Origin of the sequence: Paraburkholderia silviterrae (assembly GCF_004353915.1) — a bacterium.
Classification (GTDB): Bacteria; Pseudomonadota; Gammaproteobacteria; order Burkholderiales; family Burkholderiaceae; genus Paraburkholderia; species Paraburkholderia silviterrae.
Genome location: NZ_SMRP01000008.1, coordinates 175324 through 197502, shown reverse-complemented (window position 1 = coordinate 197502; position 22179 = coordinate 175324). Strand labels below are relative to the sequence as shown.

General features: G+C 64.9%; 17 protein-coding genes. 3 read left to right on the top strand and 14 right to left on the bottom strand.

The window, feature by feature from the left end:
• Positions 1-18 precede the first annotated feature (18 nt).
• Together EYW47_RS18225 and pyrC are read right to left on the bottom strand one after the other, a co-directional pair.
• The gene (locus EYW47_RS18225; RefSeq protein ID WP_240763775.1) at positions 19-921 is read right to left on the bottom strand and encodes a DUF3025 domain-containing protein; all 903 of its coding nucleotides are present in this window, start codon (positions 919-921) and stop codon (positions 19-21) included.
• A gap of 248 nt (positions 922-1169) precedes the next feature.
• Positions 1170-2225 (bottom strand): dihydroorotase, encoded by a 1056-nt coding sequence (pyrC, locus tag EYW47_RS18215; protein ID WP_133196227.1) that lies wholly within the window; start codon positions 2223-2225, stop codon positions 1170-1172.
• A 303-nt stretch (positions 2226-2528) separates the two neighbouring features.
• On the opposite strand from pyrC, the gene EYW47_RS18210 reads away from it, so the two are divergent.
• A complete protein-coding gene (locus EYW47_RS18210) occupies positions 2529-3437 on the top strand; it encodes a class II glutamine amidotransferase (protein ID WP_133196226.1) in 909 nt (302 codons plus the stop codon).
• A 128-nt stretch (positions 3438-3565) separates the two neighbouring features.
• Here the strand turns inward: EYW47_RS18210 and EYW47_RS18205 are convergent, their stop codons facing one another.
• The 7 genes from EYW47_RS18205 to EYW47_RS18175 all read right to left on the bottom strand — a co-directional run bounded on the left by EYW47_RS18205 (position 3566) and on the right by EYW47_RS18175 (position 11291).
• On the bottom strand, positions 3566-4291 hold the full coding sequence (locus EYW47_RS18205) for an amino acid ABC transporter ATP-binding protein (RefSeq protein ID WP_028216182.1): 726 nt from the start codon (positions 4289-4291) through the stop codon (positions 3566-3568).
• Positions 4288-4965, bottom strand: a complete 678-nt coding sequence (gene gltK, locus EYW47_RS18200) for a glutamate/aspartate ABC transporter permease GltK (RefSeq protein WP_133196225.1) — start codon at positions 4963-4965, stop codon at positions 4288-4290. The genes EYW47_RS18205 and gltK overlap by 4 nt, the downstream gene beginning before the upstream one ends.
• Positions 4965-5705 (bottom strand): amino acid ABC transporter permease, encoded by a 741-nt coding sequence (locus EYW47_RS18195; RefSeq protein ID WP_133196224.1) that lies wholly within the window; start codon positions 5703-5705, stop codon positions 4965-4967. The genes gltK and EYW47_RS18195 overlap by 1 nt, the downstream gene beginning before the upstream one ends.
• Before the next feature lie 82 nt (positions 5706-5787).
• A complete protein-coding gene (locus EYW47_RS18190) occupies positions 5788-6681 on the bottom strand; it encodes a glutamate/aspartate ABC transporter substrate-binding protein (RefSeq protein WP_133196223.1) in 894 nt (297 codons plus the stop codon).
• A gap of 207 nt (positions 6682-6888) precedes the next feature.
• Complete coding sequence (locus tag EYW47_RS18185; protein WP_133196222.1) at positions 6889-8187, bottom strand: Glu/Leu/Phe/Val family dehydrogenase; 1299 nt, start codon at positions 8185-8187, stop codon at positions 6889-6891.
• 187 nt (positions 8188-8374) lie between these two features.
• Positions 8375-9325: a LysR family transcriptional regulator gene (locus EYW47_RS18180; protein WP_133196221.1), complete on the bottom strand. Its 951-nt coding sequence runs from the start codon at positions 9323-9325 to the stop codon at positions 8375-8377.
• A gap of 151 nt (positions 9326-9476) precedes the next feature.
• Entirely contained in the window at positions 9477-11291 is a 1815-nt protein-coding gene (locus EYW47_RS18175; RefSeq protein ID WP_165976605.1) for a tetratricopeptide repeat protein, read from the bottom strand.
• 280 nt (positions 11292-11571) lie between these two features.
• Here EYW47_RS18175 and purB point away from each other — a divergent pair, with 280 nt between their 5' ends.
• Positions 11572-12960 carry an adenylosuccinate lyase gene (gene purB, locus EYW47_RS18170; protein ID WP_133196219.1) on the top strand — a complete coding sequence of 463 codons (1389 nt, stop codon included), beginning with the start codon at positions 11572-11574 and terminating at the stop codon, positions 12958-12960.
• 124 nt (positions 12961-13084) lie between these two features.
• On the opposite strand, the gene EYW47_RS18165 is transcribed toward purB, so the two are convergent.
• The 4 genes from EYW47_RS18165 to edd form a co-directional block, all read right to left on the bottom strand.
• Positions 13085-13588: a gluconokinase gene (locus EYW47_RS18165; protein WP_133196218.1), complete on the bottom strand. Its 504-nt coding sequence runs from the start codon at positions 13586-13588 to the stop codon at positions 13085-13087.
• Between the two features lie 80 nt (positions 13589-13668).
• Entirely contained in the window at positions 13669-15030 is a 1362-nt protein-coding gene (locus EYW47_RS18160; RefSeq protein ID WP_133196326.1) for a GntT/GntP/DsdX family permease, read from the bottom strand.
• A gap of 427 nt (positions 15031-15457) precedes the next feature.
• Complete coding sequence (gene eda / locus EYW47_RS18155) at positions 15458-16099, bottom strand: bifunctional 4-hydroxy-2-oxoglutarate aldolase/2-dehydro-3-deoxy-phosphogluconate aldolase (protein WP_133196217.1); 642 nt, start codon at positions 16097-16099, stop codon at positions 15458-15460.
• Between the two features lie 35 nt (positions 16100-16134).
• Entirely contained in the window at positions 16135-18036 is a 1902-nt protein-coding gene (gene edd / locus EYW47_RS18150; protein WP_133196216.1) for a phosphogluconate dehydratase, read from the bottom strand.
• 276 nt (positions 18037-18312) lie between these two features.
• Between edd and EYW47_RS18145 the strand changes: the two genes are divergently transcribed.
• On the top strand, positions 18313-19170 hold the full coding sequence (locus tag EYW47_RS18145; RefSeq protein WP_133196215.1) for a MurR/RpiR family transcriptional regulator: 858 nt from the start codon (positions 18313-18315) through the stop codon (positions 19168-19170).
• Positions 19171-19334: 164 nt separating this feature from the next.
• Here EYW47_RS18145 and EYW47_RS18140 read toward each other — a convergent pair.
• Positions 19335-22179: YadA family autotransporter adhesin (locus EYW47_RS18140; RefSeq protein WP_205710098.1), on the bottom strand; the 2845-nt coding region annotated here is incomplete at its 5' end.

Sequence of the window (22179 nt, the reverse complement as noted above, 5' to 3'; positions counted from 1 at the left end):
ACGCCTCGCGCGGCACACTCAGCGCGCGCGCCGGCCCGGACGGAAAACGGTGGCATCGTCGTAGAACGCCGGGGCTTCGTTTGGCGCCCACCAGCCCGGAATGCCCAGCACCGGCAGCGGCGAGAAGCTGCGCCCGTTCAGATGTGCGTTGGCGGCAAGCGCCGCGCTCACCGTTTCGTCCAGATACGCGTTGCGCTGCGCGCGCGGCCACGCGAAGTATGCCGGCGGCACATCGACCACCCAGGCGTGCGCCGTGCAGGCCGCATAGGGCGCGATCAGCTTTTCGAGCAGCGCATGGCCGAATACATGCACTTCGCAGCGCGCCGGGCTGTTCGCCGGGTCGTGCGCCACGGCGGCCGTCGTCCCTGCCGTCTCGCCGTCCGCCGTCTCCCATGCCGCCCGTCCCGCGACGAACAGCGCGTGCCAATCGAAGCCGCGTAGCGCCTGCGTGAGGGCTGAATCGGCGCTCGCGAACAGCACAGCGTTTTCGTCGAACAACGTGAGCGCGTCGCGCACGCCGCCGCGCGTCGGCCCGACGCCCAGCACGTCGATCGCCGCCGCCTGGCGCGCGTTGAGCGTCGCCTTGATGCGTGGAAACGCGAACCAGGCGAGCGCGTTGAAAAAGTCGTGGAGGTTGTGGCGCGTGGGCACGCAACCCGTCGCGGCGATGTGCGCCTCGTAGGCCGCGCCCTCCGGCAGATCGTCCTGCGCAATGAAGCCCAGCGTTTGGCCACGGCCGGTGCGATGTTGCGCGGCGTGGGCGTCGGCGTTCAGCTCGTCGAGATAGCGGGCGTAGCCCGCCAGCGCGGCCTGCTGCCAGCGCCGGCCGCGCGCCTCGTGCTGGGCGAACCAGGGGCGCGCCCAGTCGATGTCGGCGAAGCTGCCCTCGGGCAAGGTGCGGCGCGGCGCGCCCGTGCGCATCGGTGTGTCCGCATCGAATGCGCCGGGTCGGCTCACGCTTTGGGTGGCCCCGCAAGCGGCGGCTGCAACCGGATCCGTCGCATCAGAGCCGGCCGCAGCACAGCCGCCGCCAGCAAGCTGCTCCACGCCAGGCGTTCCTGCGCCGGGCATTCCTGCGCCGGGCATTCCTGCGCCGGGCGTTCCTGCGCCGGGCGTCGTCATGCCGGACGTCGTCATGCCAGACGTCGTCATGCCGGGCGGCGCAACGCTCAAACCAGCTTCCAGCCGATCGTCTCACCGCCACGCAGCGGCACGACAGGCGCGTCGCCGGCGTTCACTTCCGCCGGGAGCGTCCACTCTTCACGGCGCAGCGTGACCGTTTCCGCGCTACGCGGCAGGCCGTAGAAGTCCGCGCCGAAAAAGCTCGCAAAGCCTTCGAGCTTGTCGAGCGCGCCGGCGTTGTCGAACGCCTCGGCGTAGAGTTCGAGCGCGTGCAGCGCCGTATAGCAGCCCGCACAGCCGCATGCGTGCTCCTTCAAGCCCTTCGGATGCGGCGCGCTGTCGGTGCCGAGGAAGAAACGCGCGTCGCCCGAAATCGCCGCCTCGACCAGCGCCACGCGATGCGTCTCGCGCTTGAGTACCGGCAAGCAGTAGTAATGCGGGCGGATGCCGCCCTGGAAGATCGCGTTGCGGTTGTACAGCAGGTGATGCGCCGTGATCGTCGCGCCCAGCAGGCCCGGAGCAGAGTGATCGGCGCGAATGTAATCGACAGCGTCCTTCGTCGTGATGTGCTCGAACACCACCTTCAGCGCCGGGAAATCGCGGCGCAGCGGCGTCATCACGCGGTCGATGAAGACCTTCTCGCGGTCGAACAGGTCGATGTCGGCGTTCGTCACTTCGCCGTGCACCAGCAGCGGCATACCCACTTCCTGCATCGCCTCGAGCGTCTGCGCGCACTTGCGGATGTCGGTCACGCCCGCGTCCGAGTTGGTGGTCGCGCCCGCCGGGTAAAGCTTCACGCCATGCACGAAGCCGCTCGCCTTCGCGCGGCGGATTTCCTCGGGCGGCGTGTTGTCGGTGAGATAGAGCGTCATCAGCGGCTCGAACTTCGCGCCCTCGGGCAGCGCCGCGAGAATGCGCTCGCGGTACGCCGCGGCCTGCTCGGTCGTCGTGACCGGCGGCTTCAGGTTCGGCATGATGATCGCGCGCCCGAACTGGCGGGCCGTATGCGGCAGCACCGCCGCGAGCATCGCGCCGTCGCGCACATGCAGATGCCAGTCGTCGGGGCGGGCGAGCGTGAGAGTCGTGGGAGTGGAAGCGTTCATGGCTAGTGTGAGGCGTGTTGCGCAGCGGATGATCGGACAGCGAAATGGGCCAGCAAAGCTCGAGCTGCAAGGCAACGAGGCGGCAAGGCGGTGAAACGGCCGGTGCGGCGTCGCGTGCGCACGACACCCGCCACGCGCGAATGTCCCGCTGGCGCGCTTTCGCGCCAGCCGGGAATGCATCCGACAAATTTCGTATTGGCGCGCCGCAGCCCGGTGATATGCTTGGAAAATCATCATTGTACCGGGTCGCGCGTCATGCCTCATACGCCGCACCGGGTACCCGCGTTACGTACTATAAGCACCATGTGCCAACTTCTCGGAATGAACTGCGCCGCGCCAACGGACGTCACGTTCTCCTTTACAGGATTCGCGGCGCGCGGCGGCGCCACCGACCACCACGCCGACGGCTGGGGCATCGCATTCTTCGAGGACAAGGCCTGCCGCCTCTTCATCGATCACGAGGCCTCGGCGCGCTCGCCCATCGCCGAGATGGTCAAGCGCTACCCGATCAAGTCGCGCAACACCATCGCGCACATCCGCAAGGCCACGCAGGGGCATACGTCGCTCGAGAACTGCCACCCGTTCCAGCGCGAGCTGTGGGGCCGCCACTGGATCTTTGCGCACAACGGCGACCTGCAGGACTTCAATCCGGACATGTCGGGCGTCTACCAGCCGGTCGGGACGACCGATAGCGAACTCGCCTTTTGCACGCTGCTGCAAGGTCTGCGCAAGGCGTTTCCGGGGTCTCAGCCGCCGCTCGACGAGCTTTTCGCGACACTGGAGTCGCTCACGCGCGAGATCACGCAGTTCGGCGTGTTCAACTTCCTGATGTCGAACGGCCAGGCGTTGTTCGCGCATTGCTCGACGCATCTCTACTACCTCGTGCGCAGCTGGCCGTTTTCCACGGCGCATCTGGTCGATGCGGACGTGTCGATCGACTTCGCGAAGTACACCACGCCCGAAGACCGCGTGTCCGTGATCGCCACCGCGCCGCTCACCGACAACGAAGTCTGGACCCGCTTCGCCCCTGGCGAACTATTGATGTTCCAGCACGGCGACGTCGCTGCACGCACGAGCGTGCCGGTGCCCCAGAAGGTGCTCGACAAGCTCAGGAATCCGTCGACCGATGCGTCGGCCAGCGCATCGCGCGTGGCCGAGCCGGGCGCTGTGGACCCGGAAGCCGTTGCCGCCTTGCAGACCTGGGGCGAATGACGCCGCGATAAGGCCGGGCTAACGCCGGTCTGACGCGCGCGAAGCCCCCCGCCGCCCGAACAAAAAAAACCGCGCAAGGCCCAAAGGCCTGCGCGGTTTTTTCATGCCTCGCGCGTCGAGCGCGGCACTTAGTGCAGGATCTTCGCAAGAAAATCCTTAGCGCGGTCCGACTTCGGGCTGGCGAAGAACGCATCCTTCTGGTCGTCCTCCACGATAAAGCCCTTGTCCATGAAGATCACGCGGTGCGCGACCTTCTTCGCAAAGCCCATTTCGTGCGTCACGCACATCATAGTCATGCCTTCCTGCGCGAGCTCCACCATCACGTCGAGCACCTCGTTGATCATCTCGGGGTCGAGCGCGGAGGTAGGCTCGTCGAACAGCATCGCGATGGGGTCCATCGAAAGCGCTCGCGCGATCGCCACGCGTTGTTGCTGACCGCCCGAGAGCTGGCCCGGGTATTTATCGGCATGCGCGCGCAGGCCCACGCGGTCGAGCAGCTTCAGGCCCTTCTGCATGGCTTCGTCCTTGCCGCGGCCGAGCACCTTGATCTGCGCGAGCGTGAGGTTCTCGGTGATCGACAGATGCGGGAACAGCTCGAAGTGCTGGAACACCATGCCCACTTTCGCGCGCAGCTTCGAGAGATTGGTGCGCTTGTCGCCCACCGACTGGCCGTTGACGAGGATCTCACCCTGCTGGAACGGCTCGAGCCCGTTGACGGTCTTGATGAGCGTGGACTTGCCCGAGCCCGACGGCCCGCACACCACCACCACTTCACCCTTTTTCACTTCCGTCGTGCAGTCGGTCAGCACCTGGAACTGGCCGTACCACTTCGAAACGTTCTTAATTGAAATCATCTTGCGACCTTTTTCTGAAGACCTTTCACAAGGCCCGATGCGATCACGCAGACCACGAAATAGCATGCGCCCGCGAACAGTACCATCTCGACCATCGTCCCGTCACGATCGCCGATATTGGTGGCGGTGCGGAAGAAGTCGGCGAGGCTGATCACATAGACGAGCGAGGTGTCCTGAAAGAGCACGATGGCCTGCGTGAGCAAGAGCGGCACCATCGCGCGAAACGCCTGCGGCAGCACCACGTAGTGCATGGCCTGGCCATAGCGCATGCCGAGCGCGAACGACGCATTCACCTGCCCGCGCGGCACCGCCTGAATGCCCGCGCGGATGATCTCCGAATAATACGCGGCCTCGAACAGCGAAAACGCGATCATCGCCGAAGCGAGACGGATGTCGATATCGGGCGAGAGACCGAGCAGATTCTGCAACAACTGCGGCACGATCAGGAAGAACCACAGCAGGACCATCACGAGCGGGATCGAGCGGAATACCGTGACGTAGCCCTGAGCGAACCATGCGAGCAGCTTCACGCCCGACAGGCGCATGAGCGCGATCAGCGTCCCCCACAGAATGCCCACGACGATCGCGCAGACCGTGATCTTGAAGGTAACGATCGCGCCCGTCCACAAGGTCGGCAGCGCGCCCGGAATACCGCTCCAGTCGAAATGATGCATCACTTGCCTCCGATATAGCCGGGCAGCCGGGATCTCGCCTCGACCCAGCGCATCAGCGTCATGACGATCAAGTTGATCAGCACGTAGGCGAGCGTGACCGAGATGAACGACTCATAGCTTTGCGCCGTGTAATCGACGAGCTGGCGCGCCTGCGCGGAAAGATCGAGCAGGCCGATGGTCGACGCAACCGCCGAGTTCTTAAAGATGTTGAGAAACTCGGAAGTGAGCGGCGGCACGATGATGCGATAGGCAACCGGCAGCAGTACGTAACGATACGTCTGCCACTGCGTTAAGCCCATCGCGAAACCGGCGGCACGCTGACCGCGCGGCAGCGCGTTGATGCCCGAGCGCACCTGCTCGCACACGCGCGCCGCCGTGAAGAGCCCGAGACAAATGACCGACGCGGAGAAGAACTGCACGCCGGGCGGCAGTTGCTTGAACGCGTTGCCAAGCGAGGGCGGCACGATTTCCGGCAGCACGAAGTACCAGATGAAGAACTGCGCGATGAGCGGTATGTTGCGGAAGATCGCGACATAGACCGTGCCCGCACCGGCGGCGTACTTGTTCGGCAGCGTGCGCAGCACGCCGAAGAACGAGCCGACGATGAGCGCAATCACCCACGCGCAAAGCGACACCGAGACCGTCACCCAGAGACCCGAGATGAGCCAGCCGAGATAGGTGGTGGGTTCGCCCGTCGAGACGGGGCTGAGCAATATGCCCCAGTTCCAGTGGTAGGACATGAAGAGCCTCCAACAAAAAGAACGGAAGAAGCGCGGCTTCTTCCGTTCCGTTTTACACGCCGATCAGGCTTCTCGCCGTGAATCAGTCGATTGCCTTGTCGTTCGGGCTCTTGAAGAGCGCCTTCATGTCGTCGCTTTCCGGGAAGTTCAGGTTGAGACCCTTCGGCGGAATCGGCGATTCGAACCACTTCTTGTAGATTGCGTCGGCTTCGCCCGAGGTCTCGACCTTCGCGATGGCCTCGTCGGCGACCTTCTTGAACTCGGGGTCGTTCTTGCGCAGCATGCAGCCGTAAGCCTCACGTGATTGCGGCGTGCCGACGATCACGAAATCGCCGGGATTGTTCGACTTCGCGCGCTCGCCCGCGAGCAGCGCATCGTCCATCATGAACGCCACCGCGCGGCCCGTGGAGAGCGTCATGAACGACTCGCCGTGGTCCTTCGCGCTGATGATGCTCATGCCCATGCTCTTGTCCTGGTTCATCTTGCGCAGGATGCGCTCGGACGTCGTGCCGGCTGTCGTCACGACGGTCTTGCCCTTGAGATCGGCGAAGTCCTTGATGCCCGAATCCTTCTTCGTCATGAGGCGCGTGCCGATCACGAAAATCGTGTCCGTGAAGGCGGCCTGCTGCTGACGTTCTGCGTTGTTGGTCGTGGAGCCGCACTCGATGTCGATCGTGCCGTTCTGCACGAGCGGAATGCGGTTCTGCGAGGTGATGGGCACCATCTTGACCTTGAGGTTAGGCATGTTGAGCTTCTGCTTGACCGCCTCGACGACCTTCATCGCGAATTCTTGCGAGTAGCCGACCACGTTCTGCTTGTCGTCATAGTACGAAAACGGAATCGACGATTCGCGGTGGCCCAGCACGATCACGCCCGTGTCCTTGATCTTCTTGAGCGTCCCCGAATCCTGTGCATAGGCACTTGCAGCAACGAAACCGAGGGTAGCGAGAACGAGCGCGGCCTTTTTGATTTTCATCTTGATCTCCTTGGCAAGAATCGTCGCCAGTGTAGCAAAGTAATTTTATTGAAAGAATTAAGGTGGACCCTGGCGTTGCAGGCGTGAAATGCAAAAACGGGCGGCCCCTTTTGGGGGCCGCCCGCTTACTTTCAGCAACGGTCTAAAGCGTAACTTTTACCGCTGCTAAATGGCTTGTTCGCCTTGCTCTTCGCGTTCGCGCGTCGATCAGGGGTACAGGCCGCGCATTTCGCGCGCCATCAGGATGCGCTTGCATGCCACGATGAACGCCGCGGTACGCATCGACACGCCCTGCTCGCTCGCGACTTGCCAGACCGCCGTGAACGCTTCGCGCATCACGCGCTCAAGACGCTCGTTGATCTCGGACTCGGTCCAGAAGAAGCTCGAGAAGTCCTGCACCCACTCGAAGTACGAAACGGTCACACCACCCGCGTTCGCCACCACGTCCGGAATCACGAGGACGCCCTTGTCGTGCAGGATGTCGTCGGCAGCCGTCGTGGTCGGGCCGTTCGCGCCTTCCACGATGATCTTCGTGCGGATCTTGCCCGCGTTGTGCTCCGTGATCTGGTTTTCCAGCGCGGCCGGAATCAGGATATCGGTTTCGATGGTCCAGAATTCTTCGTTGCTGAGCATGTCAGCGCCGGAGAAGCCCGCCACGCCGCCCGTCTTCGCGACGTGCTCGAGCAGCGCCGCTGAGTCGAGGCCGGTCGACTTGTAGAGCGAGCCCGTGTGGTCCTGCACGGCGACGATCTTCGAGCCCGCTTCCTGGAACAGACGCGCGGCGATGCCGCCCACGTTGCCGAAGCCCTGCACGGCGATGCGTGCGCCTTCGATCGACACACCCTTGCGGCGCGCCGCTTCGCAGCCCACGACGAACACGCCACGGCCCGTTGCCTCGCGACGGCCAAGCGAGCCGCCGAGCGAGATGGGCTTGCCCGTCACGACGCCCGTGGCCGTTTGGCCCTGGTTCATCGAGTACGTGTCCATCATCCACGCCATGATCTGCTCGTTCGTGTTCACGTCCGGAGCGGGAATGTCGGTGTTCGGTCCGATGATGATGCCGATTTCGCTGGTGTAGCGGCGCGTCACGCGCTCGAGCTCACCACGCGAAAGCGTGCGCGGGTCGACGCGGATACCGCCCTTCGCGCCGCCGTACGGCACGTTCACCGCTGCGTTCTTCACCGACATCCACGCGGACAGCGCCATCACTTCGGAGAGCGTAACGTCCTGGTGGTAACGCACACCGCCCTTGCCGGGACCGCGCGAGACGTTGTGCTGCACGCGATAGCCTTCGAAGTGCGCAACAGTGCCGTTATCGAGTTCGATCGGGCAGTCGACGATCAGAATCCGCTTCGGACGCTTGAGCGTCTCGAGCCAGCGCGAGAGCGAGCCGAGATACGGCGCTACGCGGTCGACCTGACGAAGATAGTTGCCCCACGGACCGAGATCGTCCGCGTGAAGGTAGGACGGAACCGAAGACACTGCGGACTGCATTTGGGAGGACATTTATGCTCCAGCTATCGATGAAGTGGTGCCATTGTCAGAAAACGCCCACACGAAATCCAATGCCGTTTGCTCATCCCGTTATGCTTTTCGTGCATAACGTTCCCAAAATCGAAAGTATGTGTCGCGGACGACCGTATTTACGGCGCAGTAAGCCCCGGACCCGCCGGCGGGTCGTCCCGAGCGCGTACTAGGCGCGCGCGACCTCGTCGCTCACGACGTCCCACAGCGCGCGCACGAGCGCTTCACGCGCGTCGGCGCCCTGCGAGGCGAACTTGTCGCGGTAGAGGCGGATCTCCATGTCGAGCGTGAACTGCCCCTCGGGCACGCCGCGCGTGCCGCGATCGAGCCGGATCAGCTTGCCTTGCGCGACGGCGTCCTCCACGGCGCTGTGCGGCAGGAACGCGATGCCGTGCCCCGCTAGCGCCATCGCCTTGAGGCCCTCGGCCATGTCGGTCTCGTAGACGCGGTCGAGGTACAGCCGCGCCGGCGCATTGCCGACGATCACCTCGGTCATGCGGCCCAGATAGGCGTTCGGCGTATAGGAGAGATACGGCGTGGGCGCATCGGGCGTGCCGGGCAGCGTGTAGCGCGCGCGGCCCGCGCGCTGCGGCGCGGAGTACGGGCTGATCGGTTCGATGCCGAGCGTGAGCGTGTCGTAGCGCGCCGGATCGAGTGTCACCGGGTGGCTCGGATGGTGATAGCCCATCACGAGATCGCAGCCGCCCTCCACGAGCGAGAGCACCGCGTCGTGCACGTTCAGCGCGCGCAAGCGCGTGTGGATCCGGCCGAGCTTCGCTTCGATGCGCTGCAGCCAGCGCGGGAAATAGGTGAGCGAGAGCGTGTGCGGCACCGCGAATTCGATCGTCGCGGCAGGCGTGTCCGTGTGGCCGCGCAGCAGCGTGCGCGCCTCGTGAAACTGCGAAAGCATCGCGAGCGCCTGCTCGTAAAAAACCTGGCCCGCCGAGGTAAGCCGCGTGGGATAGACCGAACGATCGATCAGTTCGGTGCCGAGCCACGCTTCGAGCGCCTGAATTCGACGCGAGAATGCCGGCTGCGTCACGTGCCGCAGCTCGGCCGAGCGGCTGAAACTATGCGTTTCCGCGAGCGAAACGAAGTCTTCGAGCCATTTGAGTTCCATGCGGAGGCAGTATGCGGATGAGAAGTCCGCATTCTAGGCCCGCGCTCGCCCACCTGGGTCTCTTTCGGTTGGCCCGGCTTCATCCGCGCGGTGGCGAGATGGCATTCGCGCTGACCAGGGCGCCGCTGGAGTCGAACTTCGAGGAGATCCGTCAGTTCGATGCCGCGCCCGGTTCGGTCGCAAGTGCGGCCTCCAGCGCGCTCACCACCGCGCTCCAGTCGCCGAGCGCAGGCTGCCGGAACAGCCGCGCCGACGGGTACCAGACCGAATCGGTACGCTCCATGCCCCAGCGCCAGTCGGGCTGCGCGGCGAGCAGCACCCACACAGGCCTGCCGAGCGCGCCCGCCAGATGGGCGACCGAGGTATCGACGGTGATCACGAGATCGAGGCTCTCGATGAGCGCAGCCGTGCTCGCGAAATCGTGGAGATCGTCGCCGAGCGCATGCAGGGGCCAGCGCCCCGCCACGTCTGCGAGCTGCGTAGCGCCCGGCCCCTTCTGGATTGCGAACCACGCATTGCCCTCGAGCGCAGCGAGCGGCAACAAGGACGTGAGCGGCACGGAACGGAACGCGTCGAAAAGGTGGCGCGGGTTGCCGGCCCAGACGAGCCCGATGCGGCGCCGCGCGACGCCCGCCAGTGTGTCTACCCGATCGCGCCAGGCGGCAGCCTGCGTGGCGTCGGCACGCATATAGGGCACCGGTGCATAGATCGGCCGGCCCGGAAACTTCAGCGGCAGGCTCATCACGTCGCACCAGTAGTCGTAGCGCGCAGCGATGCTCTCGTCGCTGGGCGCGGCGTCGAGAACGCGCGCGACACCCGGTACCGTCGCGGCGAGCGAGGCCAGTTCCGGCGCGACCCACGCGTCGACCTGCGCGCCCATCCCGGCAAGCAGACCCGCGTAGCGCACGAACTGGATCTGGTCGCCCACGCCCTGCTCGCGCGCAATCAGAAAACGCTTGCCCGCAAGCGGCTCGCCCTGCCATTCGGCGCACGCCCGCTTGCGGTAGTTGGGCTTGCCGATCGTCGTAGTCTTGCGGCTCTCGAAGAGCGGCCAGCCCTCGGCATATTCTCCGCGCCGCAGCAACAGCATGCCGAGCTGGAACTGCGGCTCCGGCAGGCCTGGGCTGAGTTCGAGCGCGCGGCGATAGTACGCCTGCGCTTCGTCGTAGCGTGCAAGCGCCGTAAGCGCGAACGCGAGATTGTTCACGGCGCCCGCTGCGTCGGGCTTGAGCGCCACCGCGCGCCGGTAGAGAGGGATCGCTTCCTCATACCGGTGCATCGCGTCATAGACGTAACCCAGCTCGAAGTGCGCGGTGGGGTTCTCCGGCTCCTGCACGACGATCCGCTCGAAGCAGGCGGCTGCCTGCGCATGGTCGCCGGCCGCGCGCAGGAGCTTGCCGAGATGCATGAGCGTTTGCGTGTCGTCCGGCTCGAGGTCGCGCGCGTCCTGATACTGCGCGATCGCCTCCGGCGCACGGCCGGCCTTTTCGAGCGCGCGGCCCAGGTTGAACGCGAAATGCGCCGAGCGCGGGTTGAGCTTGCGCGCGCGCCGGTAGTGCTGTTCCGCGCAGGCGAGATCGCCAAGCTCCATCAGCGCGTTGCCGAGATTGTTGTGCGCGTTCGCGAAGTCGGGCGCGATCTCGATGGCCTTGCGCTGCAGCGCGGCGGCGGCGGCATGGTCGCCTAGCCGCGCCGCGACCACGCCGCGGTTGCCCAGCAATTCGGCATCGCCGGGCGCCTGCGCAAGGGCGCCATCCATCAATTGCGCGGCCCGCGCGTGGTCGCCTTCACCGAGCGCCAGCACGCCGGAGTAGTGCAGCGCGGCGGAATGGTCGGGCTGCAGCTCGAGAATGCGCCGATAGAACGCCTGCGCGTCGTCGAGCCGTCCCGCGCGGTGATGCGCGAGACCGGTTTCGAGGAGCGTGGCGATCTCATTGTGAAGCCCCGAAGGGGAATCGTGGTTCATGCGACGTGAAAGGCCGGGAAGCAGCCGTTGCTGCAAAGCGCACCACTCTATACCCGTCTTGTATATCACCATCGCATTAAGTGGCCGATGTGGCCCAGGCCGATGTGGCCCGGGCCGAAGGGCTCCACGCAGCCGGGAGCAGAATAGCGATTGCCTGAGCTGCCCGCGGCTCGTCGCGCGCAGCCCGGGCAATCGCTCCGGCCACTGTCAGCGTGGTGATAAAATACGCGGTTCCCCCCGGTTCCTTTCTGATCGTAACGCCACACGTTACGTCCCCATCATGTCCGACACCCGTCCCGATACGCTCTTCGCACTCACCGCGCTCTCCCCACTCGACGGCCGCTACGCCTCGAAAACCGAAGCCCTGCGCGACTGGCTCTCGGAAGCCGCATTCATGCGCCACCGCGTGAAAGTCGAAATCCACTGGCTGATCGCGCTCTCGCAAGCCGGCTTCGCGGAAGTGCCGCGCTTCTCGCAAGCCTCGGAGCAGTTCCTGCTCAAGCTGGCCGAGAACTTCACGGCGCACGACGCCGCGCGCATCAAGGACATCGAGCGCGTGACGAACCACGACGTGAAGGCCGTCGAGTACTGGCTCAAGGAATCGGTGAAGGGCCAGCCGGAACTCGAGCGCGCGAGCGAATTCATCCACTTCGCCTGCACCTCGGAAGACATCAACAACACCTCGCACGGCCTGATGCTCGCGGGTGCCCGCGAACACGTGATCCTGCCGGCGCTGCGCTCGGTCTACGAGCGTCTCGTCAAACTCGCGCACGCGCACGCCGACCAGCCGATGCTCTCGCGCACGCATGGTCAGCCCGCGAGCCCGACCACGCTCGGCAAGGAAATCGCCAACGTCGCCGCGCGTCTCGCGCGTGCGATCCAGCGCATCGAGAAGGTCGAGCTGCTCGGCAAGATGAACGGCGCGGTCGGCAACTTCAACGCGCACCTTTCGGCGTATCCGGAATTCGACTGGGAAGCGTTCTCGAAGGAAGTCGTCGAACAGCGCCTGAAGCTCACCTTCAACCCGTACACGATCCAGATCGAGCCGCACGACTACATGGCGGAACTGTTCGACGCCATCGCGCGCGCGAACACGATCCTGCTCGACCTCGATCGCGACGTGTGGGGCTACATCTCGCTCGGCTACTTCAAGCAGAAGACCAAGGCCGGCGAAATCGGCTCGTCGACGATGCCGCACAAGGTGAACCCGATCGACTTCGAGAACTCGGAAGGCAACCTCGGCCTCGCGAACGCCACGCTGCGCCACCTCGCGGACAAACTGCCGGTTTCGCGCTGGCAGCGCGACCTCACCGACTCGACGGTCCTGCGCAACATCGGCGTCGCGTTCGGCTACTCGCTGCTCGCGTACGACGCGCTGATCCGAGGTCTCGACAAGCTCGAAGTGAACCCGCAGCGCCTGAACGACGACCTCGACGCCACGTGGGAAGTGCTGGCCGAGCCGGTGCAGACGGTCATGCGCCGCTACGGCATCGAGAACCCGTACGAGCAGTTGAAGGAGCTCACACGCGGCAAGGGCATCACGCGCGACGCGCTGCAGACGTTCGTCGGCGGGCTCGCGATTCCCGAAGACGCGAAGCAGCGTCTGCTCGAAATGACGCCCGCGTCGTATGTCGGCAAGGCGGCGGAACTGGCCAAGCGCATTTCGTAAGCACGTTGCGTTGCGCCGGCGGCGCTTGCCGCATCGGCGCTAATCACACGCAGCAAAAAGGCGCTTCGTTCATCGCGAACGAAGCGCCTTTTTTTGCATCCGCGCTGGACGGCGCGCGCGACGATCAGATCGCGTCGCGCGTGGCCAGTTGCTTGATCACTTCATCGACGATCTGCTCGGGCGTGAGCTCGATGCTGACCACGATCGCCTCATCCGCGCCCGGCTCTTCGAGCGTGTCTAGCTGGCTTTGCAGCAGCGACGGATCGAAGAAGTGGCCCGTGCGCGACGCGAGGCGCTCATGCAGCACCTCGAACGTGCCCATCAGGTACACGAAGCACACGTCGCGGTCGCTGCCGCGCAGAATCTCGCGATACGCGCGTTTGAGCGACGAGCACGTGAACACGGCCGTCTCGTGCGCGCGCTGCTTTTCCTCGATGGCCGCGCGTATCGTGCGCAGCCACGGCCAGCGGTCGTCGTCGGTGAGCGGGATGCCGTCGTGCATCTTCTTCTTGTTGGCTTCGCTGTGGAAAGCGTCACCGTCGGTGAAGCTGCAGTGCAGGCGCTCGGCGAGCATCTCGCCGATGCGTGTCTTGCCCGCACCCGACACACCCATTGCGATCAAAATCATTGACTGCTCCTTGTCGACCGGAGTGGCTGCTTCAGCACTGCCCCCGGTCCCATGCAACATGCTCGCAACATCGTTGCGCTTTACACCACGGTCGCCAGCGCGAACGTCAGCCCGAGGCCCATCAGCGAAATAATCGTCTCGCAGAGCGACCAGGTCTTGAACGTCTGGCCGACGGTCATGCCGAAGTATTCCTTGATCAGCCAGAAGCCGCCGTCGTTGACGTGCGAGAAGATCAGCGAGCCCGAGCCCGTCGCGAGCACGAGCAGTTCGGGGCTCACCGCCGCACCGCTCGCGGCGGCAACCGGGGCGACGATGCCGCAGGCTGTCGTCATGGCAACGGTGGCCGAGCCGGTCGCGAGACGAATGAGCGCCGCGACGAACCAGCCGAACAGCAGCGGCGAAAGATGCGCCGACTGCGCCACGCCGACGATCTCCTTCGAAATGCCGCTGTCCATCAGCACGCGGCCAAAGCCGCCGCCCGCGCCCACGATGAGCGTAATGCCCGCGATCGGCGCGAGGCAGTCGCCGCAGAACTTCTGGATTTGCGCACGGTTGAAACCGCGTCGCGCGCCGAAAGTCCAGAAACTCACCAGCACGGCGATCAGCAGCGCGACATCGGAAGTGCCAACGAAGCGCAGCAGATTGTTCGGCAGGGTCTTGGGCGTGAACACGAGGTCGGCCCAGCTGCCGATCAGCATCAGGATCACTGGCAGCAGGATCGTGAACAGCGTAATGCCGAAGCTCGGCAATTCGCTATCGGACTTGATCTTCATGTCGCCAATGAACTGCGCCGCGAGCGGATTGTTCTCGTTGAGCTTGATCGCGCGATGAATGAGCAGCGCGAAGAGCGGGCCGGCAACGATCGCGGTCGGAATCCCGACGATCAGGCCGTAGGCGATGGTCCTGCCGATGTCGGCGTGATAGGCCTGCACCGCGAGCAACGCGGCCGGGTGCGGCGGGATCAGACCGTGGACGACGGAAAGCCCCGCCACCATCGGCAAGCCAACGAGCAGCAGCGACTTGCCGGTGCGCTTGGCGACGTTGAACGCAATCGGAATCAGCAGCACGAAGCCGACTTCGAAGAACACCGGCAAGCCCACGATGATGGCGACGAACATCATCGCCCAGTGGATGTTCTTCTCGCCGAACCAGCGGATCAGCGTCGTGGCGACGCGCTCGGCGCCGCCCGATTCCGCCATCATCTTGCCGAGCATGGTGCCCAGGCCCACGACGATGGCGATGTGACCGAGCGTGTTGCCGTTGCCGGTTTCGAACGATTTGACGATCTGATCCATCGGCATGCCGGCAGCGAGGCCGAGCAGCAGCGAAACGATGATGAGGACCAGAAACGGATAGACCTTCCAGCGCGTGATCATGAAAATCAGCGCCACAATCGCGATGAGCGCATAAATCAGCAGCGTGCTGCCGTGGGCCACTCCCATGAGGCTCTTCTCCAGTGAGTTGTTCATTGTCCTTCCGCGGCCACTTGGGAGCGCCACTGGCGCGCCACGCGGAAGGGCCCGGCCGTCGAAGGGCCGAGATTGTAGAGGTTATAGCGGCTTTCGGCGCCCTGTGCCTGAAAAACGAGCGGAAGACGAGCGAGCCGCGCAAGCCATGCGCCCAAAGGGCGCGGCCTGCGCGGCTCGTGGATGCGTCAGGACGAAGCGTGATCCAAAGGGCCAGCCCCAATGGGTTAGCCCCAATGGGCCAGCCCAGATGGGCCACCCCATCCTGCGCGACACGCCGATCTTCTTCAAACGTTTGTCAGTTAGTTGCCTTTAGCTCGGGTTGAGACAAACTTTCAAGTCACTCAGGCAGCGACGGCATTCAGGGCGCGAAGCCCCGGAATACCGTCCGCCGCATGCGACCTCAGCGTACGGGGCGCGCCAGCTCACCCGCGGCGTGCGCGAGGCGCGTCACCTCGGCCCAGTCCTGGGCGGCAACTGCCGCCTTCGGTGTGAGCCACGAACCGCCCACGCAGACCACATTGGGCAGCGCGAGGAAGTTGATCGCGGATTCGGCGGTGATGCCGCCCGTGGGGCAGAACTTGAGCGTCGGGAACGGACCGTGGAAAGCCTGCAGCATGTTGATGCCGCCCGCGGGCACCGCCGGGAAGAACTTGACGATCTCGTAGCCAAACTCCATTGCCGCGATGATGTCGGACGGCGTCATGACGCCAGGCAGCAGCGGCAGGCCCGCGTCGAGCGATGCTTGATGGATGTCGCGCGTGAGGCCCGGCGAGACGCCGAACTGTGCGCCGGCTTTTTTCGCGAGCGCGCAGTGCTCGGGCTTCGTGATCGTGCCCACGCCCACGACGATATCCGGCGCGATCTTCGCAGCGCGCTCGATCGCCTCGAGGCCAGCCGCCGTGCGCAGCGTGATTTCCAGCACCTTCACCCCGCCCGCGTGCAGCGCGCGCGAAACGTGCTCGCCCTGCTCGGGCGTATCGAATGCCAGCACCGGAATCACCGGGCCGAGGCGGACAATGTCGGCCACCGTGCTTGTTGCCATGATCAGGCTCCTTGATGATGAATTCAGTTTGTCGCTCAGTGCGTCGTCTGTGAGGCGGCCACCGGCGTGGCAGCCGGTGCGCTCGCGTGCGGCGTGGCCGGCACTTCGCCGACGAGCGGGCCGAACACCGACGCGCCCAGCTCCGCAGGCGCGGCAGCGGCGCGGAATACGCCGAACAGCTCGCGGCCGAAGCCCACTTCGTTGCTTTCCTGATGGGCGGGCTGCGCGACCGGACGCGCATTCCATTCCGCCTCGTCCACCTCGACGTCCAGCACGCCTGCGACCGCATCGATCACGACGATGTCGCCGTCGCGCACCTTGCCGATCGGCCCATGCAGCAGCGTTTCCGGCGAGACGTGGATCACGGCCGGCACCTTGCCCGAGGCGCCCGACATGCGCCCGTCGGTCACGAGCGCGACGTGGAAGCCCTTGTCCTGCAGCACGCCGAGCAGCGGCGTGAGGCGGTGCAGCTCCGGCATACCATTGGCGCGTGCGCCCTGGAAGCGCACGACGGCCACGAAATCGCGCTCGAGCTCGCCGCGGTCGAACGCTTCCTGCACGGCTTCCTGCGAATCGAAAACCACGGCCGGCGCGCGCACCAGTCGATGATCGGGCGCCACCGCCGAAATCTTGATGACGCCACGGCCAATGCGGCCTTGCATCAGACGCAGGCCGCCGTCCGGCTGGAACGGCTCGGGAAGCGGGCGCAGCACGGCCGTGTCGGCGCTCTTCTCGACCGCCGGCACCCACGTGAGCTTGCCGTCGAGCAGCTTCGGCTCTTCGGTGTAGTGGCGCAGGCCCTCGCCCGCCACCGTTTTCACGTCTTCGTGCAGCAGGCCGCCGTCGAGCAGCTCGCGCACGAGGAACGCAATGCCGCCCGCCGCGTGGAAATGATTCACATCGGCCTTGCCGTTCGGATAGACGCGCGCGAGCAGCGGCACCGCGGCCGACAGCTCGTCGAAATCGTTCCAGTCGATGAGGATGCCCGCCGCGCGCGCCATCGCCACGAGGTGCAGCGTATGGTTGGTCGAGCCGCCCGTCGCCATCAGCGCGACGATGCCGTTGATCACCGCCTTCTCGTCGACCACATGGCCGATGGGCGTGTAGTTGCCGCGCTCGACGGTAAGCTCGAGCACACGGCGCGCCGCGGCCGCAGTGAGCTCGTCGCGCAGCGGCGTGTGCGGATGGATGAAGGCCGAACCCGGCAGATGCAGGCCCATGATCTCCATCAGCATCTGGTTACTGTTGGCCGTGCCGTAGAACGTGCAGGTGCCGTGGCCGTGGTATGCGGCTGCCTCGGATTCGAGCAGGGCCTCGCGGTCGCACTGGCCGGTCGCAAATTTTTGGCGCACCTTGGCTTTGTCGTCGTTCGAGATGCCGCTCGTCATCGGACCGGCGGGCACGAAAATCGTGGGCAGATGGCCGAATTGCAGCGCACCAATCACAAGCCCCGGCACGATCTTGTCGCACACGCCAAGGCACAGCGCCGCGTCGAACATGTTGTGCGTGAGCGCAACAGCCGTACTCATCGCGATCACTTCGCGCGAGAACAGCGACAGCTCCATGCCGGCATTGCCTTGCGTGACGCCGTCGCACATCGCGGGCACGCCACCCGCGAACTGCGCGACGCCGCCGACTTCACGGGCCGCTTTCTTGATGATGTCGGGGAAATCCTTGTAGGGCGCGTGGGCCGAAAGCATCTCGTTATAGGCCGAGACGATGCCGACGTTCGGTTCGCGGATCGCCTTGATGGCGATCTTGTCGCGCCCCTCGAGACCGGCGAAGCCGTGGGCGAGGTTCGCGCACGAAAGCGCGCCGCGCGCCGGGAAACGGTCCTGCGCCGCCGCGATGCGCGCGAGATAGGCCTCGCGCGTCGGCTTGCTGCGCTCGATCACGCGTCGCGTGACCTTCATCAACTGCGAATGCGGGGAAACCATCGAATCTCCTTCCTTTTTTATCTCGCGGGGCGCTCGGGGACGCATTACGCGATCCGGTCAGCGATGGGGCGATGTTAGTAGAAAAACTACAAGATCGCAATCCCGGTTTTGCCCTGAGGGCGAATCATGTGAACGCTGAAAATTCCCATGTTTACCGGGATTTTTCTCGCCGCAGTCACCTCCCCCTTGCATCTGCACATTGATTCTTGTAGTTTTTGTACATATCCATCGATCCGCTATAGTCCACGGATCTTTCAGCATAGTGCGAGTTTCCCGATGCTGCTGTCCCAGGTGAAGGCCATGCGCGAGCAATTGCGCCCCTCCGAGCGCAAGCTCGCCGATTACATCGTCGAGGCGCCGCGCGAGCTGCTCGACCTTTCGATGACCGAGGTCGCCCAGCGCGCCGGCGTGAGCCAGCCGACCATCGCGCGCTTCTGCCACGCGCTCGGGTTCTCGGGCTTTCGCGAGTTCAAGATCCGGCTCGCGCAGGCCGTGGCCGGCGATCTGCCCACGGAGATGCCCGCCGTCTACCGCGACGTGCGCCCGGACGAAGCGGTGTCCGGCGTCGCCGCAAAGGTGCTCGACCGGACGATCGGCGCACTCGTGCAGGTGCGCAACAATTTGTCCACGGACGCGCTCGGCGCCGCCATCGACTTGCTCGCCAAGGCTTCGCGCATCGAGTTCTATGGAGCGGGCGGCTCGGGCATCGCGGCGCAGGATATGCAGCACAAGTTCTTTCGGCTCGGCATGCCGAGCGTCGCCTATTCGGACCCGCACACTTTCCTGATGTCAGCGGCGCTGCTCGGGCCAGGCGACGTGGTCGTCGCCATCTCGAATACGGGGCGTACACGCGACGTGGTGGATGCAGCGCAAACGGCGCTCGACCGGGGCGCGAAGGTAATCGCCATCACGCACGGCACTTCGCCGCTCGCACGCCTTGCGAGCGTGGGGCTGCACGCGAACGTCGACGAAGACACCGACATTTTCTCGCCGATGACGTCCCGTACGTCACATCTCGCGATAGGCGACATTCTTGCGGTGGGCGTGGCGCTGCAGTGTGGGCCTGAGCTTGCGGAAAAGCTCGCCAGCGCGAAGGACATCATCGCGCGGCGGAGGCTGGACTCGAACGGCTGAACGCGTCGCATGGCAGGGCGTGTCGAAGATCTCGCGCCAAAATAAAAAAGCGGGCTCCCGAAGGAGCCCGCTTTGCGTTTCGGCCTGAACTACGCAGCCGGGCAATGATAAGGATCTGGGCTCACCAGAAGCGGCCGCGCCGCTCCTGGATTGCCATCAGACGCTTACCACTGGTACGCCATACCGCCGCCGTACGTAGCACCGCCACCCGAGGCATAACCACCGCCCAACTTCACCTTGAGGTTCTGGGTGATGCGAGCCGATGCGCCGAGCGCCACGGCCTGGTAGCCCTGGAAGTTGGCCGTGCCCACACCAACCGCGATGGTCTTGCCCTGATCGACATCCGGAATCATCGTCAGCGCGGTTGCCGCCGCGACGCCGCCGTAAGCGTTACGCGCCACGGAGTTGACGTTGCCCTGGAGCGAGTTCAAGCCGCTCTGGAGCTGACCCACGTTCACCGCATCGGTCGGGTTGACACCGCTCGCAACGTTCGTGATCCGGCGTTCGTTACCCGCCGAGCCCACGGACACGGTGTTGTCCTGGTCCGCCACCGAGTTCGCACCCAGCGCGACCGAGTTATTGCCCGAAGCCGAGGCCTTGTCGCCCATCGCCGTCGAGTTCGCACCCGAAGCCGTTGCACCGCCGCCCGCCGCGATCGAGTTGGTGCCCGTGGCCGAAGCCGGGCCGCTCGTCGAGTTGGTCGACATGTATTCAGAACCGTTGATGTTGATGTTCTGAATTGCCTGGTTCAGGTTCGAGACCTCCACGTTCGTCGCGTACAACTGCGCGCCCGTGACCGCGTCCGTGCTGCTGGCCGAGAGCTCACCGTCCTGCAGGTTGGTCAGCTTCACCGCCGTAGACGCGTCCGTGCCGCCCAGCGTGATCTTGTCGTGTGCCGACGTGTCGTACTGAACCGCATTGGCCACCGTGCCCGCGATGTTGGTCACCGTGTTCTCGATGTTCGTCACGCGGCCATCGAGGTTCGTAAGCGCACCACCAACATTGTTGTAGCTATTGCCGCCAATGTTGTAGGTCGGTGCGGAGATCGAACCGTCCGAGTTGACCGTCGAACCACCGCCCAGCGAGTCGGCCGTGCTCGACGCGACGTTGTACAGCTGTGCGCCGTTGACTGCGTCGGTGCTGTTTGCCGTAACGGCACCCGCCGCGACGTTGTGCAGCTTGACCGGCGTGGTCGAGCCAAGGCCGCCGAACGTGACGGAGCCCTTCGTGGAGTCGTCGTAAGCAACGAACGAGTTCGTCACGTTGCCCGAGCTGTCCACGATCGCACCCATTGCCTGGAGTTGCGAGACGTTCACCGCGTCGTTGGCTGCCGCTCCGTTCGCCACATTATGGATGGCAACCGGCGTGGTCGAACCAGCGCCACCCAGCGTGATCGACGACTTCGACGTGTCGTCATAGGCCACGAAGGCGTTCAGGACATTGCCCGAGGTATCGACGTTCAGGCCTGCGGCCTTCAACTGTGCAACGTTGACGGCGTCCAGATCCTGCGCGCCGGCCGCAACGTTATGCAGCGCCACACCTGCGGTCGCTCCCGCGCCACCGAACGTCACCGAGCTCTTCGACGTGTCGTCGTAGGCGACGAACGCGTTCGTCACGTTGCCCGAAGTGTCGACGTTCATGCCCATCGCCTGAAGCTGTGCGAGGTTCACGGCGTCGCTTGCCTGCGTGGCGTTCGCGAGGTTCGTCAGCTTGACCGCCTTGGAGGCACTGCTGCCGCCGAGCGTGATCTTGTCGTGTGCCGACGTGTCATACATCACCGCGTCAACAGAACCGCCGCCTGCGTACGCTTCGACTGCACTAAGCGCCGAGCCGACGTCGTGGAACGAACTGCCTTGAACGACATAGGTCGGGGTACTGATCGTGCCGTCAGGATTAGCCTTCGTCTGGCCGCCAAGCGCGGCGGCCGTCGAGTCGGCCAGGCCGAAGAGCTGCGAGCCGTTCACCGCGTCCAGGCTCGTCGGGCTCACCACACCGTTTGCCACGTTATGCAGTGCCACCGGCGTGGTCGAACCCTTGCCGCCGAAGGTCACGGAGTCGTGTGCCGACGAGTCGTACTGCACCGCGTCCGCCACCTTGCCATACAGGTTCGTTACATCGCCCGCGATGTTGGTCACATCACCCGCGAGGTTCGACACGTTCTGGTTCGTTGCGAACAGTTGCGCACCGTTCACCGCGTCGGAACTCGACGCGTCCAGCGTGCCATTCGCCACATTCGTCAAGGCAACGGGGTCCGTAGCATTCGTGCCGCCAAACGTCACCTTGTTGTGCGCCGACGTGTCGTACTTCACGCCGTCCGGCGAACCCGTGCCGGCCTTCGCGTCGATGGCATCCAGTGCCGACCCAACGTCGTGGTAAGTCGAGCCCGAAAGAGCATAGGTCGGCGCACTGATCGAGCCATTCGGATTCACGACGGTCGAGCCGCCCAATGCCGTTGCCGTGCTCGATGCCAGACCGTAAAGCTGCGAGCCGTTCACCGCATCCAGGCTCGCTACGCTCACCGCGCCGTTTGCGACGTTGTGCAGCGCCACCGGCGTGGTCGAGCCCTTGCCGCCGAAGGTCACGGAGTCGTGCGACGACGAGTCGTACAGCACCGCATCCGCCACCTTGCCGTACAGGTTTGTCACATCGCCCGCGATGCTGGTCACATCGCCCGCGAGGTTCGACACGTTCTGGTTCGTTGCGAACAGCTGTGCACCGTTCACTGCATCCGTGCTCGATGCGTCCAGCGTGCCATTGGCAACATTGGTCAGCGCCGTCGGCGTGGTCGCGCCATCGGCACCCAGCGTGATCTTGCTCTTCGACGTGTCGTCGTACGCAACGAACGCGTTCGTCACGTTGCCCGAGGTGTCGACGTTCATGCCCATCGCCTGGAGCTGTGCGAGGTTCACGGCGTCGCTTGCCTGCGTGGCGTTCGCGAGGTTCGTCACTTGCACAGGAACGGTGGAGTTTTGGCCACCCAGCGTGATCTTGTCGTGCGCAGACGAGTCG